This is a genomic window from Planotetraspora sp. GP83, from assembly GCF_041262585.1.
In the GTDB taxonomy this organism is placed as follows: Bacteria; Actinomycetota; Actinomycetes; order Streptosporangiales; family Streptosporangiaceae; genus JAOEGB01.
This window is the reverse complement of record NZ_JBGCBZ010000009.1, coordinates 1-23017: the sequence shown is the minus strand read 5'-3', so window position 1 is coordinate 23017 and position 23017 is coordinate 1. Positions and strand designations below refer to the sequence as shown.

Annotated in this window: 21 protein-coding genes and 1 tRNA gene; 6 read left to right on the top strand and 16 right to left on the bottom strand. The window is 67.3% G+C overall.

Annotated elements, in window-relative coordinates; translation table 11 throughout:
* Position 1 precedes the first annotated feature (1 nt).
* Together ABH927_RS14540 and ABH927_RS14535 are read right to left on the bottom strand one after the other, a co-directional pair.
* A complete protein-coding gene (locus ABH927_RS14540) occupies positions 2 to 592 on the bottom strand; it encodes an AAA family ATPase (RefSeq protein ID WP_370021719.1) in 591 nt (196 codons plus the stop codon).
* Positions 589 to 1854, bottom strand: coding sequence for an adenosylhomocysteinase (locus tag ABH927_RS14535; RefSeq protein WP_370021718.1), 1266 nt, complete (start codon positions 1852 to 1854; stop codon positions 589 to 591). Before ABH927_RS14535 ends, ABH927_RS14540 begins: the two co-directional genes overlap by 4 nt.
* 467 nt (positions 1855 to 2321) lie before the next feature.
* Between ABH927_RS14535 and ABH927_RS14530 the strand changes: the two genes are divergently transcribed.
* The 4 genes from ABH927_RS14530 to ABH927_RS14515 all read left to right on the top strand — a co-directional run bounded on the left by ABH927_RS14530 (position 2322) and on the right by ABH927_RS14515 (position 5333).
* Positions 2322 to 3326, top strand: a complete 1005-nt coding sequence (locus ABH927_RS14530; protein ID WP_370021716.1) for a hypothetical protein — start codon at positions 2322 to 2324, stop codon at positions 3324 to 3326.
* A 267-nt stretch (positions 3327 to 3593) separates the two neighbouring features.
* Complete coding sequence (locus ABH927_RS14525; RefSeq protein WP_370021715.1) at positions 3594 to 4052, top strand: Panacea domain-containing protein; 459 nt, start codon at positions 3594 to 3596, stop codon at positions 4050 to 4052.
* Positions 4039 to 4485, top strand: coding sequence for a hypothetical protein (locus ABH927_RS14520; RefSeq protein WP_370021714.1), 447 nt, complete (start codon positions 4039 to 4041; stop codon positions 4483 to 4485). Before ABH927_RS14525 ends, ABH927_RS14520 begins: the two co-directional genes overlap by 14 nt.
* Before the next feature lie 212 nt (positions 4486 to 4697).
* Entirely contained in the window at positions 4698 to 5333 is a 636-nt protein-coding gene (locus ABH927_RS14515; protein WP_370021712.1) for a hypothetical protein, read from the top strand.
* 61 nt (positions 5334 to 5394) lie between these two features.
* On the opposite strand, the gene ABH927_RS14510 is transcribed toward ABH927_RS14515, so the two are convergent.
* From ABH927_RS14510 to ABH927_RS14500, 3 genes are all read right to left on the bottom strand, one after another.
* Positions 5395 to 6000, bottom strand: coding sequence for a DUF4145 domain-containing protein (locus tag ABH927_RS14510; protein ID WP_370021710.1), 606 nt, complete (start codon positions 5998 to 6000; stop codon positions 5395 to 5397).
* Between the two features lie 106 nt (positions 6001 to 6106).
* Positions 6107 to 6565 (bottom strand): hypothetical protein, encoded by a 459-nt coding sequence (locus tag ABH927_RS14505; RefSeq protein ID WP_370021708.1) that lies wholly within the window; start codon positions 6563 to 6565, stop codon positions 6107 to 6109.
* Between the two features lie 38 nt (positions 6566 to 6603).
* A complete protein-coding gene (locus tag ABH927_RS14500) occupies positions 6604 to 7629 on the bottom strand; it encodes a tyrosine-type recombinase/integrase (protein ID WP_370021707.1) in 1026 nt (341 codons plus the stop codon).
* Positions 7630 to 7824: 195 nt separating this feature from the next.
* Between ABH927_RS14500 and ABH927_RS14495 the strand changes: the two genes are divergently transcribed.
* Positions 7825 to 8001, top strand: a complete 177-nt coding sequence (locus ABH927_RS14495) for a transposase (RefSeq protein WP_370021705.1) — start codon at positions 7825 to 7827, stop codon at positions 7999 to 8001.
* Positions 8002 to 8028: 27 nt separating this feature from the next.
* On the opposite strand, the gene ABH927_RS14490 is transcribed toward ABH927_RS14495, so the two are convergent.
* From ABH927_RS14490 to ABH927_RS14475, 4 genes are all read right to left on the bottom strand, one after another.
* The gene (locus ABH927_RS14490) at positions 8029 to 8604 is read right to left on the bottom strand and encodes a hypothetical protein (protein ID WP_370021704.1); all 576 of its coding nucleotides are present in this window, start codon (positions 8602 to 8604) and stop codon (positions 8029 to 8031) included.
* Positions 8605 to 8898: 294 nt separating this feature from the next.
* Positions 8899 to 9267 (bottom strand): DUF4407 domain-containing protein, encoded by a 369-nt coding sequence (locus ABH927_RS14485; RefSeq protein WP_370021702.1) that lies wholly within the window; start codon positions 9265 to 9267, stop codon positions 8899 to 8901.
* Between the two features lie 100 nt (positions 9268 to 9367).
* Positions 9368 to 9622 (bottom strand): hypothetical protein, encoded by a 255-nt coding sequence (locus tag ABH927_RS14480; RefSeq protein WP_370021700.1) that lies wholly within the window; start codon positions 9620 to 9622, stop codon positions 9368 to 9370.
* A 149-nt stretch (positions 9623 to 9771) separates the two neighbouring features.
* Complete coding sequence (locus tag ABH927_RS14475; RefSeq protein WP_370021699.1) at positions 9772 to 10575, bottom strand: BTAD domain-containing putative transcriptional regulator; 804 nt, start codon at positions 10573 to 10575, stop codon at positions 9772 to 9774.
* Positions 10576 to 10935: 360 nt separating this feature from the next.
* Between ABH927_RS14475 and ABH927_RS14470 the strand changes: the two genes are divergently transcribed.
* Positions 10936 to 16929 carry a DNRLRE domain-containing protein gene (locus ABH927_RS14470; RefSeq protein WP_370021698.1) on the top strand — a complete coding sequence of 1998 codons (5994 nt, stop codon included), beginning with the start codon at positions 10936 to 10938 and terminating at the stop codon, positions 16927 to 16929.
* Between the two features lie 590 nt (positions 16930 to 17519).
* On the opposite strand, the gene ABH927_RS14465 is transcribed toward ABH927_RS14470, so the two are convergent.
* The 7 genes from ABH927_RS14465 to ABH927_RS14435 form a co-directional block, all read right to left on the bottom strand.
* Positions 17520 to 17747 (bottom strand): hypothetical protein, encoded by a 228-nt coding sequence (locus tag ABH927_RS14465; RefSeq protein WP_370021696.1) that lies wholly within the window; start codon positions 17745 to 17747, stop codon positions 17520 to 17522.
* Positions 17748 to 17750: 3 nt separating this feature from the next.
* The gene (locus tag ABH927_RS14460) at positions 17751 to 19352 is read right to left on the bottom strand and encodes a hypothetical protein (RefSeq protein WP_370021695.1); all 1602 of its coding nucleotides are present in this window, start codon (positions 19350 to 19352) and stop codon (positions 17751 to 17753) included.
* Between the two features lie 6 nt (positions 19353 to 19358).
* Entirely contained in the window at positions 19359 to 19979 is a 621-nt protein-coding gene (locus ABH927_RS14455) for a hypothetical protein (protein ID WP_370021694.1), read from the bottom strand.
* Between the two features lie 29 nt (positions 19980 to 20008).
* Positions 20009 to 20839, bottom strand: a complete 831-nt coding sequence (locus ABH927_RS14450; protein WP_370021692.1) for a ParB N-terminal domain-containing protein — start codon at positions 20837 to 20839, stop codon at positions 20009 to 20011.
* Positions 20803 to 22260 (bottom strand): hypothetical protein, encoded by a 1458-nt coding sequence (locus tag ABH927_RS14445; protein WP_370021690.1) that lies wholly within the window; start codon positions 22258 to 22260, stop codon positions 20803 to 20805. Before ABH927_RS14445 ends, ABH927_RS14450 begins: the two co-directional genes overlap by 37 nt.
* 23 nt (positions 22261 to 22283) lie before the next feature.
* A tRNA-OTHER gene (locus ABH927_RS14440) sits at positions 22284 to 22359 on the bottom strand.
* A gap of 13 nt (positions 22360 to 22372) precedes the next feature.
* Entirely contained in the window at positions 22373 to 22798 is a 426-nt protein-coding gene (locus ABH927_RS14435; protein ID WP_370021688.1) for a hypothetical protein, read from the bottom strand.
* Between the last annotated feature and the right edge of the window lie 219 nt (positions 22799 to 23017).

Here is a 23017-nt window from a genome sequence, read left to right as displayed (position 1 = left end):
CTCACCGCCCCCTGATGTAGGCCAAGGCCGCGTCGGCGACCTCGGCCGGGGACTGGGTGGCGTCCAGCACCACCACGTGCGGCGACACCGCCCGGCTGAAATGCGCGTTGAAGTGCCGCGCGTATACCGGGTCGTAGTACACGGCGGGCATTTTGGGCCGGGTCCGGGCGCGGGCGGCGAGCACGTCCGGCGGGGCGATCAGCAGCAGCGTTAAATCGGGCAGCATGGCCGCCCCGGCCGTGACTTGCCGGTCCACGGCGACGCGGGCGTGCTTGTCGCAGTTGAGCCCTTGGATACGGCCGGCCGCGCCCAGGTGCGCCAGCAGGGTGTCCACCGACCGGTCCACGATGACCCCGCCGTCCCGCCCGCGCAGGGCCGCAGCGTGCCGGGCGCGATGCTGCTCCACCACGAAATGCGCGGCCAGCGCCTCCAACTGGTCGGTCTCAGAGGTGGGCAACGGCTCGCCGAGCACGGCGGGGTCGTCGGCCACGTGGTAGTAGCAGCCGACCGACCCCCACCCCAGCGCCCGGCAGAGTTCGGCGGCCAGGGTCGTCTTGCCGGTGCAGGACACCCCCTCAACGGCGACAATCACCGCGCGCCCTCCCGGCTTGCGCGGGGCGCGCCAGGCAGGAACGCGTCCACCCACGCCCCCGCGATCCGCGCCCGCATACCCGAGTCCACCTCGTGCAGGCCCGGCTCGTGCGGACGGCCCAGCAACGCCCCCACCGCGGCGATGATCTCCCCTTTGATCAGGTGAATCGCCGGGCCCAACGCGGAGGTGTGCAGGAAGTTCACCCCGTTGCCGTTGCCGAGCAGCAGGAACCCCCGCCCCCCGCGCGTGTAGCGGGCAACGCCAGACATGACGTCTTCCCGCGCGAACCCGCTGCCCGGGTCGTTCAATCGGGCCAGGTCGAACTCGTCGTCCGCGGACGTCGCCCCGGCCAGGACCGCGCCGTTCCGCATCAGCTCCAGGTGGGCCAACCCGATCGCCCGCGCACCCGTCGCACTGACCACCAGGTCCGAGCGCAGCATCGCCTCCGGCAAGGTGGCAGACCCGTACCCAATCGACAGCGCCTGCGCCTGCCGCACCGGGTCGGTGTCCAGCACCAGCACCCGCACGTGACGGGCGTGCAGCGCGGCCGCCACCCCGGCGCCGATCTTCCCGAAGCCCAGCACGGTCGCCTGCCGGCCGGGCAGCACCTCGCCGAGGTTCCGCAGCAGCGACTCGACCGAAAACACGATCGCCTCACCCACGAGCCGGTCTTCCGGCTCCTTCAGCGGGGAACGGGCCACGCTGTAGACGGCGCACGGCAGCCGGTCCAGCGCCTCGTAGCGGCGCAGCCCGTTCTCGGTGTCCTCCACCACCCCCGCCACCACGCCGGGCAGCCGCTCGCACACGACCTCCAGGGCGGGCGCGAAGTACCCGCCGATGTCGGTCAGCACCACCCGCCGGCCGTCGGCGCGGTCTGCCAGGTAGGTGGTCAGCCAGTCGGGGTCGGCGAACCGGTCCCGGTCCAGCGGGTCGCACCGGTAGGCCGCTGAGACCAGCTGCCGGGTGCGGGCGTCAGCCGACTTGGGCTTGGGCAGCACCGCGGCGACCTCCGCCACCCGGTCCAGAGCGGGCAGGAAATCCATTTGCCCGGGCAGCAGGTGGGTGACCACAACGGCCGCGTCGTCGGTGGACGGCAGCTCGCTGGTCAGGTCTGTGAAGAACTCGGCCGCCGCGGCGGCCGCCGTGAGAGCGGGCCGGCGTGCGGCCCGAGCCCCGGCCACCGCCTCGGCGGCTTTGACGCCCGCCATCGGGGACGGCTCCTTGGGGACGGCCGGTCCTGCCGCCCCGTCAACGCTGTGCACCCTGGCACCTCCAGTCACACACCGGGCTTTACCGATTACGGTCCGGTCTCAGTGAAGGCCCACAGGCTCGGGCTTGGGAGAGTCTTGGGTGTTGGATGGTGTTGGATGTCGACCCCCCGGAGGGTGTGAGCATGCCGATGCAGCGGCGCCGCCCAGTGACCAACGTCGCCCTTCAACTGGCAATCCAAGACGCCCACCTGTCGTACCGGGCGCTGGCCCGGGCGATTAACGGAGTGTGGGTGGAAAACGGGCGGGCTATGTACTATGACGCGGCTGCCATCGCACACTGGCTAACGGGGACCGTCCCGCACGCCGCAGCGATCCCCGGCATTTGTGAAGCGTTCACCCGGCTACTCGGCCGGGACGTCACCGCAGCCGACCTTGGATGGCCCGACCCCGGCCCCGTCGCCGACAACCCCTGGTCCGGCGACCCGGTTGCCCAGCTGACCAGTCTCGGGAGGGACGACATGCTTAACCGGCGCACCGTGCTGACCGCCGGCCTGTACTCGCTGGCGGCGCTCCACCTGCCCGCCCCCGCCGCGGCGGCGACGACCAGGCCGGGACAGGCCCGCCGCGCAGGCGCCGCTGACGTGGAACGCATCCGCGCCATGACGGCCCAGTTCGCTCGGGCGGACGACATGTTCGGTGGGGGCCACGCCCGCACCGCCGTCGCCTCCTACCTGGTGACGGAGGTGACGCCGCTGCTGCACGGCACGACCGGCCGGGCGAGGCCCGCCCTGTTCACCGCTGCCTCGCAGCTGGCGTACCTGGCCGCGTTCATGGCCAACGACGACTGCCGGGCCGGTTTGGCGCAGCGGTACTACATCCAGGCCGTCCGCCTGGCCGACGAAGCGGGGGACCCGGTGGCCCGGGCGACCGTGTTGCGCGGCCTGGCGGTGCAGGCGGTCGAGCTCGGCCACCCCGACCGGGCGGTGGACCTGGCCGACGCCGCCGCCGCGGCGCTCGGCGACAGGTGCCCTTTGCGGGTGCGGGCGTGGATTTCCGGCATGCGGGCCAAGGCGTACGCCGCCACGGGGGACAACCGGGCCGCCCTGGATGCGTTGCGGCGCGCGGAGGCCGATGTGGAGCGGGCCGAGTCCCCGCCGGAGTCGCAGTGGACCGGCGCGTACCGCCGCGCCTCGCTGGAGCACGACACGGGCGGCACCCTGGCCGCCCTGGATGACCTGGCGGAGGCGGAGCGCCACCTGGCCGGGTCGATCGCCGCAAGGGTGGGCGGGGAGCGCCGCTCCAAGGTGCTGGTCGGCTCCCGCCTGGCGAGGGTGCAACTGAGTCGCCGCCACCCCGAGGAGGCCGCGGCGACGGTGCTGGGCATGCGTGCCGATCTGGCGCTGGTGTCGTCCGCGAGGGTGGCTGGGGAGCTGGCCGCGCTGCGCGCCGACTGGGCCGGTGCCCGGTCGGCCAGCCCGCAGGTGGAGGAGGCGGACCGGCTGATCGCCGCCGTCACCCGGTGACGACCTCCTGCAGGCACAGCGGCAGGCACGGCAGGCCGGAGGTCACCGGCAGGTTACGGCCGGCGACACGACACCCGTACGGCTGCGAACCCCTGCCCGGCGGTGACAGAGTGACCACGGAGCAACCAGGACATTACCTCGAAAACATGTTCGACCGTGTCCTGGCTGTGACATAAAAAGGGCACAATGACATAAGGACCGCCGATGACCCCCAAGGCGTCTAAACGGGTAGAGAGAACTGTGAGAGCAGCGGGAGGAGGCAGCGGCATGGCACACGTCAACGACGTCGCCGCCTACATCCTCGCCAAGCTCGGCGACATGACCGCCATGAAGCTGCAGAAGCTCTGCTACTACGCCTACGGCTACCACCTCGCCTGGGAAGGCCGCCACCTGTTCCCCGAGCACTTCGAGGCGTGGGCCAACGGCCCCGTCGCCCCCGCGCTCTACAACCGCCACCGCGGCCGGTTCCAGCTGTCCGCCGGCGACATCACCGGCGACCCCACCGTCCTGGACGACGGCGAGCGGGAGTCGATCGACATCGTGCTCGACAACCTCGGCAAGCTGTCCGCCCACGACCTGTCGGACATGACGCACCGCGAACCGCCGTGGGTGCAGGCCCGCAAGCGTGCGAACGTCGGCGCGCTGGAGCGCAGCAGCATGCCGCTCGACGACGACGAGATCTACGAGTTCTTTGACGCGCTCGTGTCCGCGGATGGGCAGCAATAAGAAGAAGGTTTCCGCACCCAAGGCCGCGAAGGGCGCCAAGCCCTTCGTCGCGTCGCGGTCGCTGCTGCCGCGTGCGGAGACCTCCGACAGCCGCATCGCGTGGCGTTTCTGCCACGTCGACCACGCCGGCCCCTGGGGCTTCGGCGACCTCACCTTCGCCCAGATCATGGACAAGCTGCAGGCGTTCGAGTCCATGACCTGCCGCGAAATCTTCGACAACGGCGAGGAACCCGGCAAACACTACGACGTCGCCAACCTGCCGAACAGGGTGGCGATCGACCGGCTGGAAGAGCTCACCCTCGGCGACATGACGAAAATCTCCCGGCTGCGGCTCGGCGGGAAGATCCGCCTGTACGGCTTCCTGGAGGGCAACGTGTTCCACCTCGTGTGGTGGGACCCCGAACACCAGGTGTGGCCCTCCACCCGCCGCTGACCCGTTATTCGGTGGCAGAGTGTAACGTTCCGCCCTAATCTGTGGCGTCAATCACTCGTGCGGCACCCGACCGTTTTGGGTGACGTAGAAGCAGGGAGGCCGTCATCGACCAGGAAAAACGGACACTCGACTACGCCCGCACGCTCGCAAAAGATCTTGAAAAGGATATGGTGTGGGAATCAGCGGACAGCTCCAGGTCGCGGGGATACTGGGTGGCCACCGACGGTCAGCTCAAGTCGGCGATTGCCGCCCGGGCGGCTTCAGCTTTGGAATTCTTCCGTCAGTACGCAGGCGCGGATAGCTTCTGGACCATCCGAGCCAACGAGGTGTACCTCAACAGAGGTGACAACCAGTCCCAGGAGTCGGGAGCTCGGGCAATCGCCGACCTGTTGCTCGCCTGGTGCGACCAAGTCGAGGCAGGGGTAACCGAGATAGTCGGCGCGCGCACCTGGCACGAGGCGGGCCTAGCGAGCACTGACGTCATGGAGCAGGTGCGGCGGCTTCTGGATGACCGCGAAGGCAGCCCCGTCGCGGCTATCGTGCTCTGCGGCGCAGCACTGGAGATCGCTCTACGGGCGGCCGTCGATGCTCGGGGAATCGACCTCGGCAAGGAAAGACCATCCCTGATGACGTATGCCCGAGCCCTACGCCGTGAGGGATTCCTGACGGCGCAAGACCTTAAGGATTTCGACCAGTGTTCAGGCCTGCGAAACCTTGCGGCGCACGGCCATTTCGAAGCTTTGAGCGCTGAGCGTGCCGGGCTGATGGAGCAGCAAACGAATCTGCTGCTGCGCAGGATCGCGGAGCTGCAACTGGCTCCGGAGCTTGAAGCCCCATCATCCGAGTGAACCCCGGCGTCGGCCACCCGCTCACGCAGGGATGGGACAGGGCGTAGACCCTGTCCCGCTCTCAAAGGGTCGCAGTCTTCGCCGCATCACGACGCTGCTGCCGACTCTGTCGCATAGCAGCACGCCGAGCAGGCTGCACGTACAACACGTCGGTCAACTCGATGATCAACTCTGCCACGTCGGCCACTTCTTCGGCCGAGAACACCAGGCCGTCGTGCACACTGTCGTTGCCGAGCATCCGCGCCTCGTGCAGGAAGGCGACGAGTTCGTCGCCGATGCTGGTGCGCAGCTCCTCGATCTTCTCGTACAACTTGTATTTGGTGGCGCCGCGGTCCTTACACAACTCTTCGACGGCGGCGCGATACATCGCGGCGGCCCCGCGGTACGCCCGGACGCTCTCACAACGAGCACCCTCAGCGAACCTGTCTCGAATGGGCTCGGGCACGACCAGGTCGAGTTCACGGGCCTCGGGTGTAGGCCACAAGAGCAGGACCTCGAGCGGGGCACGGTCTATTTCGCCTTCGCCGAACACGAGTACCTCGACGGTGCCCTGCCCGCAGTGAGAGCACACCCAGATGCGCTCGAAGGTGGCGGCCTGGCCGTCCATGGAGATGTTCGTCTGGCACTGCGGTGTAAGGCGCTGCGCCCGGGCGCGGGTGAAGGACACAGCGAGCTTGCAGTGACCGCATACACCGGTACGTCTGTCAGCGAAAAGATCGTGAGCGAACATCCCACTCCTACGCGTATGAATCGGATCAAGGCTACCCTTTGCCCTAAGTCCCCTGCCTCCCATTACTGTGGGGCAGCAGCGATGGCGTAGCCGGAGGGCCGCCGATCACGCGCGGGTGTGCAGGCGGTCTTGCGCAGCGTGAGCCTGCCGCCACCTCCCGCTGGGGTGGCGGGTGTAGCGGCCGGGCTCGAAGCTGCCCCGCCTGCAGCACGATCTCCAGGACCAGGGCCAGCTCGCCCATGAGCAGGTCGTAGCGGTCCACGTCGTCGTCGCCGTACGACCTGTCGGCGCGGCCGTCGACGATCTCCGCCATGTCGCCGTACACATGGCTGCCCCCAAACGGGCGTTTGTGGTCCAGGCCGGGGGCGCCGCTGGAGCGGTGACCCTCCCATGCGGTGTAGGCGTGTCGCAGCAGCTTGACGTGCTCGGGCCGCACCTCGAACTCGCTGGCGTCCCGCACGCCCCGCCACACGTCGTACGGGCTCCACTCGTCGTCGGTCACGGTCGTTGATCCTCTCGGTTGTTGGGCGGGGCGGCCGGTCACAGCCCGGCGCCGCGCATCGGATTGTTGCGCCGCTTGTCGACGGCGCGGATGTACCGCAGCACCACCGAGGACTCCGGGTCCCACCGGCCGTGCTCCGTGATCGACGACACAGGGGCGCGGTTGATGTACGCCCAGCTGGCACCGGTCGCGCGCAGCGAGTGCGCGGTCACGTCCTCCGCGCTGGGGATGCCCGCCCGGATGGCCAGGCTCCGGATGATCTCGTTGACGGCGTCGCCGCCGAGCGACGCGCCGACCCGGTAGTTGCGGTAGAAGCGGCGCAGCAGCCGGCCGCCGGTGTGGCCGTGTTCGGCGAGGAACGCGGTCCACCGCCGCCACGCCCCGACCGGGTCGGTCAGCGGGTGCTCGCCGGGCGGGATGTAGACGGTCTCGCCGTGGGCGTCCTGGTCGGTCTTGCTCTGTCGGATCAGCACCTCCAGTTCGTCGCCGACGGGGCGCACGTCGGCCTGGTGCAGCGCGACGAGCTCCGAGCGGCGGCCCATCAACGCGATGCCCAGGTCCAGGGCCAGCCTGTCACGCCACCCGACCGGGTCGTCGGGGCACACCCCGGCCATCGCCTGGACGTGTTCGACGCTGAGCACGGGCGACTGCCGCTGGTTGCGGCGGCCGTTCTTGGCGCGGTCCTTGCGGTAGCCGCGCAGCGCGAGCACCGCCATGTCGCGGTCCGGCTGTTCCTTGTACCCGGCGGTGCGGTGGTAGGTGCGGATCGCCGACATGGCCTGCTCGATGGAGGCGGGGGCCAGCGCGGCGCGGATCATCTCCCTGACGTACTCGGTGAAGGTGTGCGGGGTGGCGGGCAGCGGCACGCGGCCCTGCCGGGCGCACCACGTCCGGAAGTCGCGCCAGTGGCGGTCGTACGCGCGGCGCGTCTCGTCGGCGACACCCGCCAAGACCAGTTCGCGTGTCTCGTCGCTGAGCGCGAAGTCCGTGGCTGTGTAGGCAGGTTCGGGGCGTGCGTACGCGGCGTCACCGCTGGGTCGTATGACCAGCTGTGCGTCACTCATCCGATCCCCTCGCTTACCCGTGGTAATTCAGATTATCGCGTGCATAAAGGCCGGGTAACGAAATCAAGCGCCTTTCTATTGGCAGATCAACGGCGCGTCATGCACACCTATATATAGGTGCGCGCCGACACCAGCCCCCGCCCGGAACATGCCCCCGCATGCCCGCTCGTGCCCGTGTGCGCCTAACATGCCCGCATGTCCAGGTGGGTGGGTGTCGGCGGCTGGGAGGTGGCCGTGGTCGAGCTGGACGGCCGCGCCATGTTCCGGATGCGGCACCTCGGCTACCACATCTGCTACGCCGGGTCGGTCGCCGATGTGGCGCGGCACCTGGACCTGGCGGACCTGGTCGAGGTGGTGGAGTTGCGCCGGTAGCGGTGCGGGCTACCAGCGGCGCAGGCCTTACCCGAACAGATGGTCAGCGTCGTTGATTCGCTCGTCCACGTAGGCCGCCGCTTGGTCCCACCAACTGCGGTAGGAGTGAGTGCTGCCGAGCGCGAAACGCAGCACACCCTCGCGCGGGTCGTGCGGTGCCCGCGGCAACTCGATCACTTGGTAGGCGGCGACGCTGTTGGCGTTGAGGGACCTCAGGCGGCGTAGCGCCTCTTCCCGCCACGGTTTGGGCTCCTCGTCGGGAGGCTGGGGCGCCAGCAGGTACGGCTCGATGTGTGGCCGCAGGACGTCATGCACGACGGGCAGCGCCACCCGCGCGATGTTGTCGAGATCCTTGCCTTGCTCGGGGGGCACGACGAGGAAGGTCACCTTCACCGGGACCACGAGGGACGTGAACAGCGGGTGCTGGGCCCGGAACTCTTCCAGTTGTTCGCGAAGTGCACGGGTGAACGCGGTGGCGGCCTGGCGGGCGGCGGCCCGGGTGCGGGTGCGGCGGGGGCGGGGGTCGTGGCGGCCGGCCGCGCTGGAGCGGCGCAGTTCGGTCAGGCGGGTTCCGGCCGTGCGGGCGCGGGTCTTGCTGGCCATGGCTACTCCCTGCGGTGGTTGTGGGCGGTGCTGCTCAAGGGGCGGCGGCCCGGGCGGAGCCGCCGCCGGTCGACGGGGGCGGTCGACGGGGGCGGTCAGACGCCGGCGCGCGAGCGGGCTTCGGCGATTTCGCCGGCCTGGCGCGGCCAGGGCGGCGAACGCCGGGACGTGGCCGGGAATCAGTCGTTCCAGCTGGAACGTGCTCTGGTCCGCGCCGGGGCGAAGTTCCGCAAGAGCAAGCTCATCGAGTGGCTGGAGGCATCGCCGGCCCGTCGAGGAGTAACCAGCAGTCGCCTAAAAGATCTTGATTCCCGGGTATTGACGATTGCTCCGCTGCACCCGCAGATCCTCCTGGTGGATCCGCATGTCCGCCTCTCCCTTCTTCAGCCGCTCAGTGAGCCGCAGATCGTGCTCATGTAACTGCTTCTTGCTCCTAACCTGGGCCGCATGGCGCCGGTCGTACACGCTTGGACCGCTGATCAACTTGGTCAGCACCGGGAAGCAGTCGATGACGATGAGTAGCCCTGCGAGCATGAAGTGCGCGAAGAAGACGGTCAAGTTCGAGAAGGTCAGGTCCCCCGTGCTTCTAGCCGTTCTAACAGTCCGGGGATGGATTTCCTGGCCGCAGACGCTAGCAGCCGGGCTGGAGTAGGCGGCGATCACTTTCGTTTTGGCAGAAGTTTGGTGCGGTAGGTGCCGAACCGGTCGAGGTGCTGGGTGAGGTTGTGCGGGGCGATGGCGCCGTGCGGGTTCTTGGCCTCGATCACCCACAGCCGCTGATGTTGCTCGTCGGCGACCAGGAGGTCGATCTCGCCGGGCAGGCCGGGATGCCGAGCCGGGCGGCGGGCTCGACGTCCAGGTGGGCGCGGTGTGGCAGTCCAACTCGCTCGGCGATGGTCTTGAGGTCGAGTTCGAGTTGGTCGTTGTGCCGCTGGCGGTGCCGGTCGAGATGTTGGGTGGCCTTGGCTGGTACGTCCGGGCGGGGTAGGCGCGCGTCGAGAGGTAGGCGGCGTACCACTGAGCCGCTGTCGGTAACCGCTGGTCGCTGTGTGCGATCGCGCCGGGATGTCGCGGGGTACGGCTACCTGATGATTGGAAAAGCGTAAAGCCCCTGGTAGATGTGGTCTTGACTAGAGATCGGGCATTCCTCGACCTCAGGGGAGCGCGTCATGTCAACCGCAGCATCGTTTCCCGCACACGGAGCACGATCTGCTCCGTCGTCGGAGCAAATCCGAGCGAGGCGTCCGGGTTCAAAATCTTCCTTTGGAGATCTTGAATCGCAGGCGCGGGTTCGGCACCGAACTCCTCTATCAGACGGCGGCGCAGATCACTGTAGACCTCAAGCGCTTCAGGCGTCCGACCGCTACGGTGTAACGCGAGCATGAGTTGCGCGTGTGACCGCTCTCGCAGCGGGTGAAGTCGCGTCCAGGAACGTAGTCTTCCGACAAGCTGGGCGTGTCGTCCCACGGTCAGGTGGATCTCAAAGAGCTCCTCGCTTACCGAGTTAAAGTCCTCGATCAACTGGTCGCGCCAAGCGGCCAACTCCCCTTCGCAGGCGAGTTGCTGGAGTGGGTCACCTTGCCATAACTCTAGCGCGCGCTCGAAAGCTTGCAAGGCGGCCGAGTGCCACCCGTGGGCAAGTGCAAGCCGTCCCCGCGACGCTAGGTCATCGAAGATCGCGGCGTCCAACTCACTGTCCTTCACCTGGAAGACGTACGCACCCGGTTCGGTGCCAAGTCGTCCCGTTGGGAGGATGCGCCGCAACTGCGTGATGTAGGTCTTGAGATTGCTCGCCGCTGAGCGCGGCGGCTCCCCGTTCCATAACCGGTCGATCAACCAATCAGGCCGCACTGGATCGTTCCGGCGCATGAGCAGCAGTGCGAGCAGGTGAAGGTGCTTGCCTCGGGTCACGGTGATCGGATGATTGGCATCGTTGGCGACTTGTAAGCGTCCCAAGACGTTGATCTGCAAATATCCCCCAGAAGCGCCAATGGATACCGAATGTCCCTTATAAGCCCCTCGTAAAGATAGATCACCACTCTGAGTCAGGCAAGATCCTTTCGGGAAATTCTGAGCCATTTCATCCTGATCGTGCTGGTCAGGACGCGCGAGGAGGGCGCGCCACCCCGATCGTGCAGGCCATCCTCGTCCTGCAAGCCATCGAAGATGACCGCTACTCAGGATGAAAAGGGCTCTCTGTGTGCTGGAAATGTGCCGATAATGTGCCCTTGATCCATACCGTCACAAGAACGATCCACAACTCTGGCTATAGGAGTGACGGTGATCTACTTACCTGCACGCAGGCGCTTGGCTCTCACCACAGTGATGGCCATGGCGCTGACATCGGCGTACGTCCCCTCGTCGTGGGCTTCGGCCACCCCCGCCAACGGCCCGGTTAAGCAGGCGATCGTGTCTGAGCGACCTGACCGCGTGTCGGCGGCTCTGACCGCGCGTCTTCAGGGCAGCCGGGTGCTAGTAACGGGCGAGACAACAGAGACGAGCCTCACCTACGCCAACGCGAACGGCACTTTCACTACAGAGACCGCCAGTGGTCCGGAGCGTATCCAGCAGGACGGTGCCTGGACCCCGGTCGACACCCGCCTGACGGAGGCCGACGGCGTCCTCAAGCCCAAAGCCGTCAAGGCATTCCAGGAGTTCTCGGCGGGAGGGGCTGGACCGTTCGCCAAGCTTGTTCAGGGCGATGGGAAGGCGGTCGAGCTGTCATGGCCCACCGCGCTCCCCAAGCCTGTGATCAAAGACAACACGGCCACGTATGTCAACGCCGCAGGTCCTGGGGCCGACCTGGTCGCGACTTCGTTGGTCACAGGTCTGCGGTTCGACGTCGTCCTTCGGCAGCGCCCTTCGGGGGCTGTATCGTACGAGATCCCGCTCACTGTTAAGGGCCTGACCTTAAAGGACAGTGGTGGACGTCTGGAGGCGACGGGCAGTAAGGACAAGCTGGTCGCCGTCGCGAGCGAGCCAGCGATGTGGGAGGCCGGCCCATCTAAACAGGCCGGAGCCGGGCACTACAAGCCAGCGGATCGTGGCCGTCCTGGAAAAATCAGCGGCAGGCTCGAGACCAGGGGCGGCAGGCAGGTGCTGGTGGTGACACCGGACGCGGGGTTTCTCTCCGATCCCGCCACCCGCTTTCCCGTAACCGTGGATCCATCCGTCGTGCTGCCGATCAGCGGCGACACCGACGTAGACAGTATCTACACGGGCAATAACGCGACCAGCCCATACATGAAGGTCGGGCCGGACATCGGGGGAGAGATCTCCCGGGGCTACCTGAAGTTCGATACATCGGGCCTGCCGTCCAGCGTCACGTCCGCAACGCTGAAGCTGCGTAACGTCGACGCCCCATCCTGCGGGACCACGGTGGGTAACGGCATCCAGGTACGCCGGGTGACCAGCACGTGGAACGTCAACACCATCGCCTGGTCGCCGCAGCCCACAAATACCACCACCGGCGCGGTCACCTCCCTGGAGGGCTCCCAGGGATACGTCGCCGGGGCGTGCGGCTCCGGCTTCATGTCCTGGAACGTAACCAGCATCGTCAATACCTGGACCTCCGGGACCGCCACCAACTACGGGTTCGTGCTGCGCGCTCCGTCGGAGACCACGACCGGCTACTGGGTCTACCCGACCTCCGAGGAGACGGTCGAGTTCAACTACCCGCCCAAGCTGATCGTGACCTACACCGTCGCGCCCACGACCGGGACGCTGTCGGTGAGCCCATCGTCCGGCACGCGGACCAACTCTCTGACCCCCACCCTGCGCGCCCAGCTCAATGACGCCGACGGCGGGCTGCTCACCGGGTACTTCGAGGTCCAGCGCGGCGGGACGACCATCTGGTCCGGCAGTGCGAGCGGGGTCGCGGCGGGTAGCGACGCCGCGGTCCAAGTCCCCTCTGGGACGCTGGCGAATGGGGACGCCATCCAGTGGCGTGTCCGCGCCTACGACGGCGCGTCGTATTCGGCCTACTCTGCCTGGCAGTCGGTGACGATCGACACCAGCGTCCCTCAGCCCGCCGTAATCGCCTGCGCGAGCTACCCGTCCGGGACGTGGACGGCCCGGCAATCCGGTCCAGTCTCCTGCACGCTGGATTCCCCGTCGACCAACGTCGCCAGCTACTCATGGCGACTGGATGACGATCTGACTACATCCTCGGTCACGGGTGATCCCGCCACAGTGACCATCGACCCATCCGACGGTTGGCACACGCTGACCGCGACCGCGCTCAATTCCGCAGGCACGGCATCCTCGGCGGCGACGTACTCATTCGGGGTTGGGGTCGGCGAGGTCACCAAGCCCGCCGCTGAGGATCGTACCCAGGCGGCGGTGACCCTTGCGTCGCGTGCACAGCCCAGCTACACCCAAGTCCGGTACGAGTACCGGGGGGACGTGGCCGATGACAACGCGTGGGCGGCGATCCCCGTTGCGGATGTGACCCAGCCAGGGTCCTCGACCCCACTCTCAGCCTGGCCGTGGGCCCGCACAGATGTGAACGCGGACTTCCCCGATCTCACCTGGAACGCGGCGACCACTCTGGCCGGCCGCGGCGACGGCCCTGTGGAGGTCCGCTCCTGCTTCATCGCCGGCACCGAGCAATGCTCAGCGCCGGTCCGGTTCATCCTGGAGCGGACCGCGTTCGGCGCTTCTTACGCCACCAGCGAGATCGGCCCTGGCGCGGTGGCGCTGTTGACGGGGGACTACTCACTGACGGCTGAGGATGCGTCTGCGTTTGGGCTGAGGATCTCCCGCGGCCACACCACCCTGGCTCCCGCCGCGAGCGGCGTATTCGGCCCAGGTTGGACAGCCTCTTTCCCCACTGAGTCATCTGATGTGTCCGGGATGACCTTCACCGACCATACCGCCGACGGGTACGTCCTATTCACCGACCCAGACGGCGGCGAACTGACCTACGTGGCGCAAAGCGACGGCACATACGCAGGAGTCGGCGACGCGAGCGAGGGTTCGAAGGTCGTCAAAAACTCGGCGACCCAGTTCACCCACACCGATGCCGACGGTGTGGAAACCGTCTTCACGCTCACCGGCGGTGTGTGGGGAGTCACGTCGACGGACGAGCCCGGAAACGAAAATACCATCGGCTATTCCCATGACGGGCAGGGCCGACTGACCCGCATACTCGCCCCCGTGCCTGCTGGAGTCAACTGTTCGGCAGGGCTGGTTGCCGGGTGCAGGGCGCTCGATGTCACGTACGCGACCACGACCACCGCGACCGGGATTGGCTCCGGCTGGGGTGACTACGTCGGCCAAGTCAAGTCGGTCTCCTACACCGCCTACGATCCGGCCACATCCGCCATGAAGACCACCGTCATGGCGACCTACGCCTACGATTCATCCGGCCACCTGCGTACCATCACCGACCCCCGAAGCAACTTGACGACGACCTATTTCTACACCGGCGAAGGGCGAATCTCCCAGCTCACCCCGCCAGGCCTGGTCCCGTGGACGTTCTCCTACGACACTGGCGGCAAACTCGCACACGTGTCGCGGACCAGCCCGCAGGGCGAGCTAACCAGGGCCATCGCCTACAACGTCCCTATCGGCGGCTCGAGTGGTCCGATCGATCTGACCGGTACGGCCACGGCAACCTGGGGCCAGTCGACCGATCTGCCCCGGATCGGTACTGCTATCTTCCCCGCCTCGCACGTCCCCACCAGGGCCGGCTCGGGCGTATACACGCCAAGCAGCAGCGATTTTCCTTACGCGTCGCTAACCTACTTGGATGTCAACGGACGCCCCGTCAACTCTGCTGCGTTCGGAGCAGGAGCATGGCAAATCTCCGCCACCCGCTACGACAACAGCGGAAACCCTGTCTGGCAGCTGACGGCGGGAAACAGAGCCCAGGCGCTGGCCCCGACCATCGACACCGACGCCTACGTCTCCGGCCTTACCAGTTCCATCGAACGCGCCAACTTGATGGCGAGCGTTGCGACATATGACCACAATGGCAACGTGCTGACCCAAACCGGCCCGGCCCACCAGGTCACCCTGGCCTCCGGCGCGGTCGCCCTCTCGGCTCGCCAGCTGATTACGTACACCTACGATGAAGGCGCGCCCACCAACCGGGCAGGTGCTGGCCTGGTCACCACCCAGGTGACCAAACCGGTCATTGTCGCGGGCACCGCCACCGTCGGCACCGCCGATATTCAGACGGTCAAGACCGGCTACGGAGCTATTGTGTCCGGCGATGTTACGGGCTGGGAGCTCTACCTGCCTACCAGCTCCACTACAGTCGTCCCCGGCGGCACCGACATCGTCCGTAAGACCCGCTATGACGCCGCCGCACGGCTGATCGAACGACGCATGCCCGCTTCTTCCGGCTCCGATGCGGGGACCAGCGTCACTACGTACTACACAGCCGGGAGCAACACGATCTCCGCATGCGGTAACAAGCCGCAATGGGCCGGACTGACCTGCCGAACGGCCCCGGCCGCGCAGCCTAGCGGCACCAGTCTGCCCGTCAAAACGACCGCCTACGGCTACTACGGGGAGACCACCCAGATTAGCGAGGACAACGGCACCGCTGTACGCACCACCACCCTTACTTACGATACGGCGGGACGGGTGACCACCAAGGCGCTGGCCGTCTCACCCACGGCGGCGGGTGGTACTGCGGTTCCGAACGTCACCTACGGGTATGACAGCACAAAGGGTCTGCCGCTCACGGCGAGCTCCGGCGGTGCGACCATCACCACCGCCTACGACACCCTCGGTCGGGTCGTATCCCAGACCGACGCCACCGGCAACGCCGCCACCACCACCTACGACGCCGCAGGCCGCGTAGCGACCACCGGTGATGGTAAAGGCACCACCACCTACGGCTACGACGGCAGCGACGCGGCAGGCCTAGCCGAACGCCGGGGCGTCGTCACCAGCATCACGAACGGCGCTGGTGTCTTCTACGGCGCTTACAACTCCAACCAGCAGTTGATCACCCAGGTCTATCCGGGAGGTCTGACCGCGAGCAGTCGCTACGACAGCGCGGGCGAACGGACCAAGCTCACCTACGTCCGCAACACGGCGACATGGCTGGACTACACCGTCCGCTACGACGCGGCCGGGCGGGTAGCCACCCAGACCGGTACCGCCAGCAGCCAAATCTATGGGTACGACGGCGCAGGCAGGTTGACCAAGGTCGCCGACGCCTACGCCGGCTCCTGTGTCACGCGTGTGTACGGATTCGACGTCAATACCAATCGAACCAGCCTCGCAACTTATCCGGCGGCTTCCGGTGGGGCGTGCTCCACCTCCACCACGGCAACGACGACTACCCGGACTTATGACATAGGTGACCGGGTCACGACTTCCGGTTACAGCTATGACAATTTTGGCCGGACTACGGCGGTACCGGCCGGTGACGCGGGCGGCGTCAGTTCGCTGACCGTTGGCTACTATGCAAATGACATGGTAGCCAGCCTGAGCCAGGACTACACCACTAAAACCTTCACCCTCGACCCGCTGGGCCGCCTGAACTCTGCCACTATAAGCGGCCAGTTCGCCTCGGGCACTACCATCAACCACTACGCCGACAGTGGTGATTCACCTGCCTGGGTCGATGAAGTCGATGGAGGCTGGACCCGTAATATCGTCGGGTTTGATGGTCTGGCCGCAACGCTGACGAGTAGCGGCACCATCACCCTGCAACTCACCAACCCGCACGGCGACATAGTCGCCACAGCTGACCGGCTCGGATCCGATGTCAGCGCTTACTTTGAGCAGACCGAGTACGGAACGCCTCGAAGTGGCAATGTCACCAATCCTGCGCGCTACGGTTGGCTTGGCAGCGCCCAGCGTTCCGGCGACGCCCTCGGCGGCCTCATCACCATGGGCGTACGCCTGTATAATCCCGCCACCGGTCGATTCCTGCAGGTAGACCCCATCCTCGGGGGTGGCGCGAACAATTACGATTACGGATTCGGTGACCCGCTCAATAACTTCGATATTACGGGGGAATTTACGAGCAACCGATATCATCACATCGAAGGTCTCGGTATAATCCGGCTTCACGTCACCTGGGTAAATACTTACAACAAAAAGAAGAAGCGGTGGGAGGTGGCCGGGCTCCAGTGGTTCCCCACTCACGAGCAGGAAGACAGCAACATAACTTGGGTTGAATGGCAGGTGAAAAAGCAGTACTACAATACGACGAAGTACTACGCATACATCGATCTCGTCGGCGAAATGTCCAAAAAAAGCTGGACTGGCAGTGCTAGAAACTATCTCATCCAGTTATTCTGGTGGGGAAATGCTAAGGGGGATCGAGCCGCATCGGATACCCCCTTCTCACTCAATTAGCTCACCGTAGCTAAAATCGGTTGGACGTATGCGGGGGCGGCCCAACTGCCGCCCCCGCATGTGGTATCATCGGGCCTTCGACGATACCGCGACGGAAGTGGAGCAATAAGTGCTATTATATTCCCCCGCACCCATCCCTGGGCCTGCAGAATATCCGACCCCCAACGCGGTCGCGAACCTACTATCGTCAGACCTTGTCCAGGCTCTTCTCTTTGGGCTTGCACTGTTTTCGATCGTTTTCCTCGCACTCATTGCCGCCCTCAAAGTGGCTCGTGTCGGAAAATACAAGGAGATTAATAGAAATCCGAGCGATCCTGGCACTGATGTAAGGTAAGCATTCATCCTGTGCGCGATGAGTGACAGACGGGCCGCTCTCGTTACATCACGTGACTTTGATCAACTCGGCGAGCCGTGGTGAGATCACCAGGTGTCCGCCCTGGAGGAGATGTCACGCGGGGAGCTCATCGCTTTAACGCGTGCCCTGGCCGGGCGGGTCACCGAGTTGGAGAAAACGAGGACATCCCCGAGTCAAGGGCGGTGCCACGCGCCAGCCGGGCAAGCAGCCCGGGGCGCCGGGAGCGATCGTGACCTCATCCGCTACCTCGCCCGCCTGCTGCGTCAGGAGCGCAAGGCGCGCGCTCGAACCGGCCGGACGGCACCGCCTCCAACTCCTGCGCCCCCGGGATCGGCAACCGCAGCGTCCCGCCCCGGCCGCGCGGCAGCGCCCCCCGGTCCACCCACGCCCCATCCACCGGCGGCACCAGCCCCTCCGGCAGATCCCCGGCCAGCCGCAGCACCACGAAATCCGGCTCCCTCACCGGCTATCCCTTCCTCCACTGCTCGTCGCCCAGGCGCCGCCCGTACGCGGCCGCCGCACCCGACTGCGGCACACCCGGCCCCGGCGTCGGACGCTGCGGCAGCGGCGCATGCATCACCGCCCGCCCGCCGATGTCCGGCAGCAGTCCGTACACCAGGTACACCGACGCGTCGATCCGGCCCGGGCTGGCCGGGTCGGTCGGCTGCCACGTCGACCACTCCCGCTCCAGGTCGGTGAATACCCCCCGCAACCGCACCCGGTCCTGGATCATCTGCTGGGCGATCGGCTCGGCGCGCAGCAGCTTGCCCTGCCGGGCGTGGACGGCCTTCACCAGCGGCGGCAACTGCCGTGGCGGGATCTCACCATCGCGCTGCAGCGTCTCCCACGACGTCTCGATAGCCAGCTTGCACATGTCGCCGCCGTAGTTCGTCTCGACGAACACCACCGCGGCGTTCGTCCCGTACGCCAGGCGGCACGCCGCCATCGACCACTCCGCCGACGACATCACCCCCGACATGTCGTGGGTGATCCAGACCCGGCCGTCGTCGCCGAGGAACCCGCCGATCACGCCGGCGGTGTCGCGGCCACCACCGGACGGGTCCACCGCGACGGCCACCTTCTGCGGCTCGACGCCCTGCCCACGGTCGCGTAGGTGCCGCAGCAGCTCCTCCGACACCAGCGCGCCCTCCGCCGGCTGCGGGTCGCCCTGCCCCAGGGCGTGCCAGTCCCGCACGATGGACGTGCGTTTCATGTCCTCCCACCAGGCCAGCAGAGCGGCCCGGTCCCGGGTGCGGATCTTCGGGTGCGGCAGCGGATCCCCATCGGCACGGCCGAGCGGGTCCGGGCCGAACTTCGACGGGTTGGCGATCGCCGGCAGGTGCACGACCTTCCACCGCCCGCCCTCCTCCAGGCGGCCCTCCTCCTCCAACCGGCGCCCCGCCCAGTCGTCGGGGTGCCACCGGGTAAGGATCCCCACCACGGCGTTGCGGTCCGGCTGCAACCGCTTCAACGCCGTCGAGGAGTACCAGTCGTGGACCGCCTTCCGCAGGCGAAGACTTTCCGCGTCCGCGCGGTCCTTGTGCGGGTCATCAACCACCAGCAGGTTCACCGGGAAACCGGTCAGGCCCGACCCCACCGACACCGCCCGCACACCGCCGCCGGTCGTGACCTCGTAGTCCTGCGCGGCGCCCGAGCCCGGCCGCAGGTGCAGGTCGTACTCCGGCCCGTACTCCTCGATGTACCCACGCACCGCCTTGCCCCGGCGCAGCGCCAGGTCATCGCTGTAGGAGGTGATGGCGATGCGGTCGGAGGTGAACAGGCACATCCACCAGAACGGCCCCCACTCCGCCACCGACGTCGACTTCCCCACCTGCGGCGGCGTCACGATCAACAGCCGGTCGTACTCGCGGCGGGCGAGACCGGCCATCGCCTGCCCGATGACCCGCAGGTGCGGCCGTATCCGGAACGTGCGGTCCAGCGCCCGTGCCAACGTCACCGGGTCCCGCAGCAGATCCCGCGACAGGGACCGCTGCGCCACCGACAACTGCTCGAACACCTGCGCGTCGCCCAGGTGCGCCAGCTGGGCCGCGATGTCGGGCCGGTGCAAGACGCGTCAGCCGGGCAGACCGGCGGAGCCCTCCGGGCCCTCGTCGTCGTCGTCGGAGTCGTCCAAGGCAGCGACTCGGCGAGTCACGGCGGCGGCGAGCTCGGCCAGGCGGGTGCGGCGCTGAGCGGGCGGCAGCTCGGCGAACTCGGCGACCTGCACCGTCAGCGGGTCCCCGGCCGGGCCGGTGATCGCGACGGTCGACGTCGGGTCGCCGTACAGCTGGCGGCGCAGCCGCATCGTCGTCTCTGCCAGGCGCGTGAACTCGCCCCACGTCAGCGTCTCCGGCCGCAGGTGCGGCAGCGCCTTGCCGACCATGCCGGTCATGGCGCGCAGGATCGCGGCGTCGGCTTCGGCGGCGCGGCGGCGCTCCTCTTCGAGCTTGGCAAGGTACTGCTCGGTGAGGTGGGCGTCCCACGCGGCGGCCCGTTCGACCCAGCGGTTCCAGGACGCGACGTTCTTGACGTGGCCGTAGGACAGGGTCAGCGTTTCGGCGGCCTTGGTCAGCGTGCGGGTGAGACCGAGGTCGCGGTACGCGACGAACTGTTGGTACTTTTTGGGGCTTTCGCCTGGCTGTTTGTCCCACGGGTCGAGCGTGGGGTCGAGGGTGAGGGTCTGCGGCTCGGTCATGACGGGTTCCTCCCGGGTGGGGCCCGGGGTCAGGTCGTCGCGGCCAGCTGCGCGCCCGCCTCCGCGTCGGGGCTGGCGCCGCCCCCACCCTGCCCCTGCCTCTGGTCTTGGTCCTGGGTGTCGGTGCCGGCTTCGGCCTGGGCGGCCTTGATCTCGCGGAGGGCGATGTCGGTCAGCAGGGCGACCATCGTGGTGAAGTTCCGCACGTCGCGGCAGCGGCCGAACTCGTACACCGCGGCGGCGAACGGCTCGAACTGTTCAAGTTCGGCGACGCCGATCAGGTCGGTCGCGGAGTCGATGACGGCGATGGCGTCTTTGAACTCCTCCATCTGGTGCGGCAGGAACATCAGGGTGGCCATGCGCCAGTCGAACTCGCCGTGCGGGATGGCGAGCTTGGTGTCGTCGGGCGCGACGGTCGGCAGGTCCTCCTCCGGCAGGCCGGTTGCGAGGAGGTCGTCGACGTTGTCGATCTGCGACACCAGGTAGGCCAGGATGTCCCGGTCGGGGTCGCCGTGGAGTTCGTTGTGCGCGATCTGCTTGGCGATGATCTCCGAGCGGCGCATCTGGCGGGTGTCGACCAGGACCCAGATGTGGGTCTTGCCGGCGGCGCGGGCGGCGCGGGCCCGGTGGTGGCCGGACACGACCTCGATCGGGCCTTCCCCGCCGGGCTGGTGGCAGTAGGGCAGGCTTTCGAGTTCGCCGCGGTTGCGGATGTTCTCCGTCAGCCGTTCGAAGTGGCGGGGCTGCATGACCTGGGCGTTGACGTCTTGCTCCCGCAGGCCGGCGATTTCGACGTACTTGATCCACAGGTCGTCGCCGAGCTTCATGCTGTCTTGCTGCGGCGGCTTGCTCTGCGCCATGCGGCCTCCTTGGTGAGCCAGCGGTTCAACACCTCGTCCACCGTGTCGGCGGCCCAGTCGGCGCGGTAGGACAGCTTGTACCCGTCGGGGTGCTTGTCGCGTTTCTCCAGCGTCATCAGGCCGCGCAGGCCCTTCACCTCGGGGTGGCGGGTCATCTCGACGGTGACCAGCCCGGCGGAGGCGGCCAGCAGGATGCTGGACTGCCCGGTGAACAGGATCTTCGCGGTGTCGCGGCGGAGCGCGAGCATCGTGACCAGGCGGGTGAGGCGGGCGTGGTCGTTGGGCGCGCCGAACGCGAACCGCAGCAGCAGGTGCGATTGCCAGCGGGACTTGCCGTGGGGGTAGGGGCGGGTCATCGTTTCGGCGCCGTAGCCGATGACGCCGGCGGCGAACCCGTCGATGGCGACGAGCATGTTGTACGAGCCGGGTGCGGCGGCGAGGCGGTGCATCCAGAGGTTGCGGTAGTAGTCGCACTCGTAGCCCTTCACCGGGATCAGCTCGATGCGGGACTGTGCAGTGACCTCGTGCGACGGCGGGATGATTGGGAGGGGTGTGGGGGCGTACGCGCGGGACGCGCCGAGGGCGACTTTGGGCCCGCCGGTGTAGGAGAAGATCTCCTCGGGGCGGTTGGAGATGACGTACGCGCAGGCGCCGGGGCCGAGCGGGTGGGCGAACACCGGCCGTTCGTGGGCGGCTTTCCCGACGCGGTCTTCCTGCAGGAACATCAGCAGCGCGGCCCGGCCTTCCATGTGGCGGGCCAGGCGCAGCATGTCGGTTTCGGGGTCGAACACGCTGTAGGGGGGTTCGGCCCAGTCGAGCCGGCCGCCGGTGTCGAAGAACCGCTCGAACCCCGCCTTGTACGTCGGCGGGGCCGCGATGATGATCGTGTGAGGGTCGTGGGCGACCTGGTCGATGTGGTCCCACATGCACTGGGGGCGGAACTGGATGCCGGGCAGGCGTGCGGTCAGGCCGGCAAGGCTGTCGCGGAGCCTGGCGCGGTGGTCGGCCTCGCGTTCGATCAGGTCGGTGACGAGGGACTGCCAGTAGTCGACCTCGGGTTTGGCCTGCAGCCGGGCGAGCCACTGCACGTATAGCAGGTAGGCGGCTTGGTCGATGGGGTCGGCGTCGGGCAGGGGGACGGGTTCGCCGTCGAGGGCCACCTGGAGGGAGGCCAGGTCGCCACCGGACAGGAGGGTGCCGACGATGCCGGTGTAGAGGGTGACGTCGCTGGTTTCCATGCTGGTCGGCGGGATGCCGGCGGCGGCGGCGACCAGTGTGGCGGCGAACGATCCGACGCCGACTTCGACGTACCGGGTGTAGATGTCTTTCGGCAGCTTGTTGAACACTGTCCGATAAAACGCCCGGTCGGGAGCGGCGGAATTTCCCGCGAACAACACTCCGGGGGCGGCGAATCCGGGCATGTTTTCCCTCCCCGATTTTTGCGTGGACCGCAGGGGAGGACTCGAACCTCCGACCGTCCGCCTACGAGGGCGGCGCTCTATCCACTGAGCTACCTGCGGTGCAGTTCCAGCGTCAGAACACTAGCAGTTGACCCGAGCCGGTGAGGATCTCTGGGACCTGCCACCCGTATTTCTGCTCGAACCATTCGGCGGCCCACCGCCTATGGCACGCTTCGCCCTTATTGACGTTTTCGTAGCAGAGCAGGACACCGGTGGTGCCGGGGTACTTGGCGGCGATCGCTTCGAGCTCCCGCAGGATGGCGGCCTGGTGCTCGTTCAGGCGCTTGTTGTAGACCCACTTCTCGGTGGGGATGTCGTCGATGTTCTTGTACGGTGGCTGGAACAGTTCGACCGGCGCCAGGGACATTGCCCTTTCGTAGGGGATGGTGAAGAACTTCGGGTGGCCGACGGTGATGCGGATCGGCACACCGAATTCGGGCCGGAAATCTTGATACCGGCTCGTCGCCAATGGCATCGGCTGCAGTATTCGTACGCTCATATTTCTCATTCTATTTAGCCGGGGGTGTTTCTTTTCGTGTCTGGTTCTTTCCTGGCTTGTGTTTGCGGTTTGTCTTAGGTGTGGGTGGGGGGGGGGGGGGGGGGGGGGGGGGGGCCCCCCCCCCCCGGCCGGGGGAGGGAGACGTGGAGACCAGGGGGCGTCCCAGCGCCGAAGACGTGCAGCGGCTGTTCATCGGGCCGCCGCCGAGCTACACCCGAC

Bases quoted from the DNA above. Each gene is read 5' to 3' on its own strand.
- ABH927_RS14530 (WP_370021716.1), top strand. From the start codon at position 2,322: ATGCTTAACCGGCGCACCGTGCTGACCGCCGGCCTGTACTCGCTGGCG.
- ABH927_RS14525 (WP_370021715.1), top strand. From the start codon at position 3,594: ATGGCACACGTCAACGACGTCGCCGCCTACATCCTCGCCAAGCTCGGC.
- ABH927_RS14520 (WP_370021714.1), top strand. From the start codon at position 4,039: ATGGGCAGCAATAAGAAGAAGGTTTCCGCACCCAAGGCCGCGAAGGGC.
- ABH927_RS14500 (WP_370021707.1), bottom strand. From the start codon at position 7,629: ATGAGTGACGCACAGCTGGTCATACGACCCAGCGGTGACGCCGCGTAC.
- ABH927_RS14495 (WP_370021705.1), top strand. From the start codon at position 7,825: ATGTCCAGGTGGGTGGGTGTCGGCGGCTGGGAGGTGGCCGTGGTCGAG.
- ABH927_RS14490 (WP_370021704.1), bottom strand. From the start codon at position 8,604: ATGGCCAGCAAGACCCGCGCCCGCACGGCCGGAACCCGCCTGACCGAA.
- ABH927_RS14470 (WP_370021698.1), top strand. From the start codon at position 10,936: ATGGCGCTGACATCGGCGTACGTCCCCTCGTCGTGGGCTTCGGCCACC.
- ABH927_RS14455 (WP_370021694.1), bottom strand. From the start codon at position 19,979: ATGACCGAGCCGCAGACCCTCACCCTCGACCCCACGCTCGACCCGTGG.
- ABH927_RS14450 (WP_370021692.1), bottom strand. From the start codon at position 20,839: ATGGCGCAGAGCAAGCCGCCGCAGCAAGACAGCATGAAGCTCGGCGAC.
- ABH927_RS14445 (WP_370021690.1), bottom strand. From the start codon at position 22,260: ATGCCCGGATTCGCCGCCCCCGGAGTGTTGTTCGCGGGAAATTCCGCC.
- ABH927_RS14435 (WP_370021688.1), bottom strand. From the start codon at position 22,798: ATGAGCGTACGAATACTGCAGCCGATGCCATTGGCGACGAGCCGGTAT.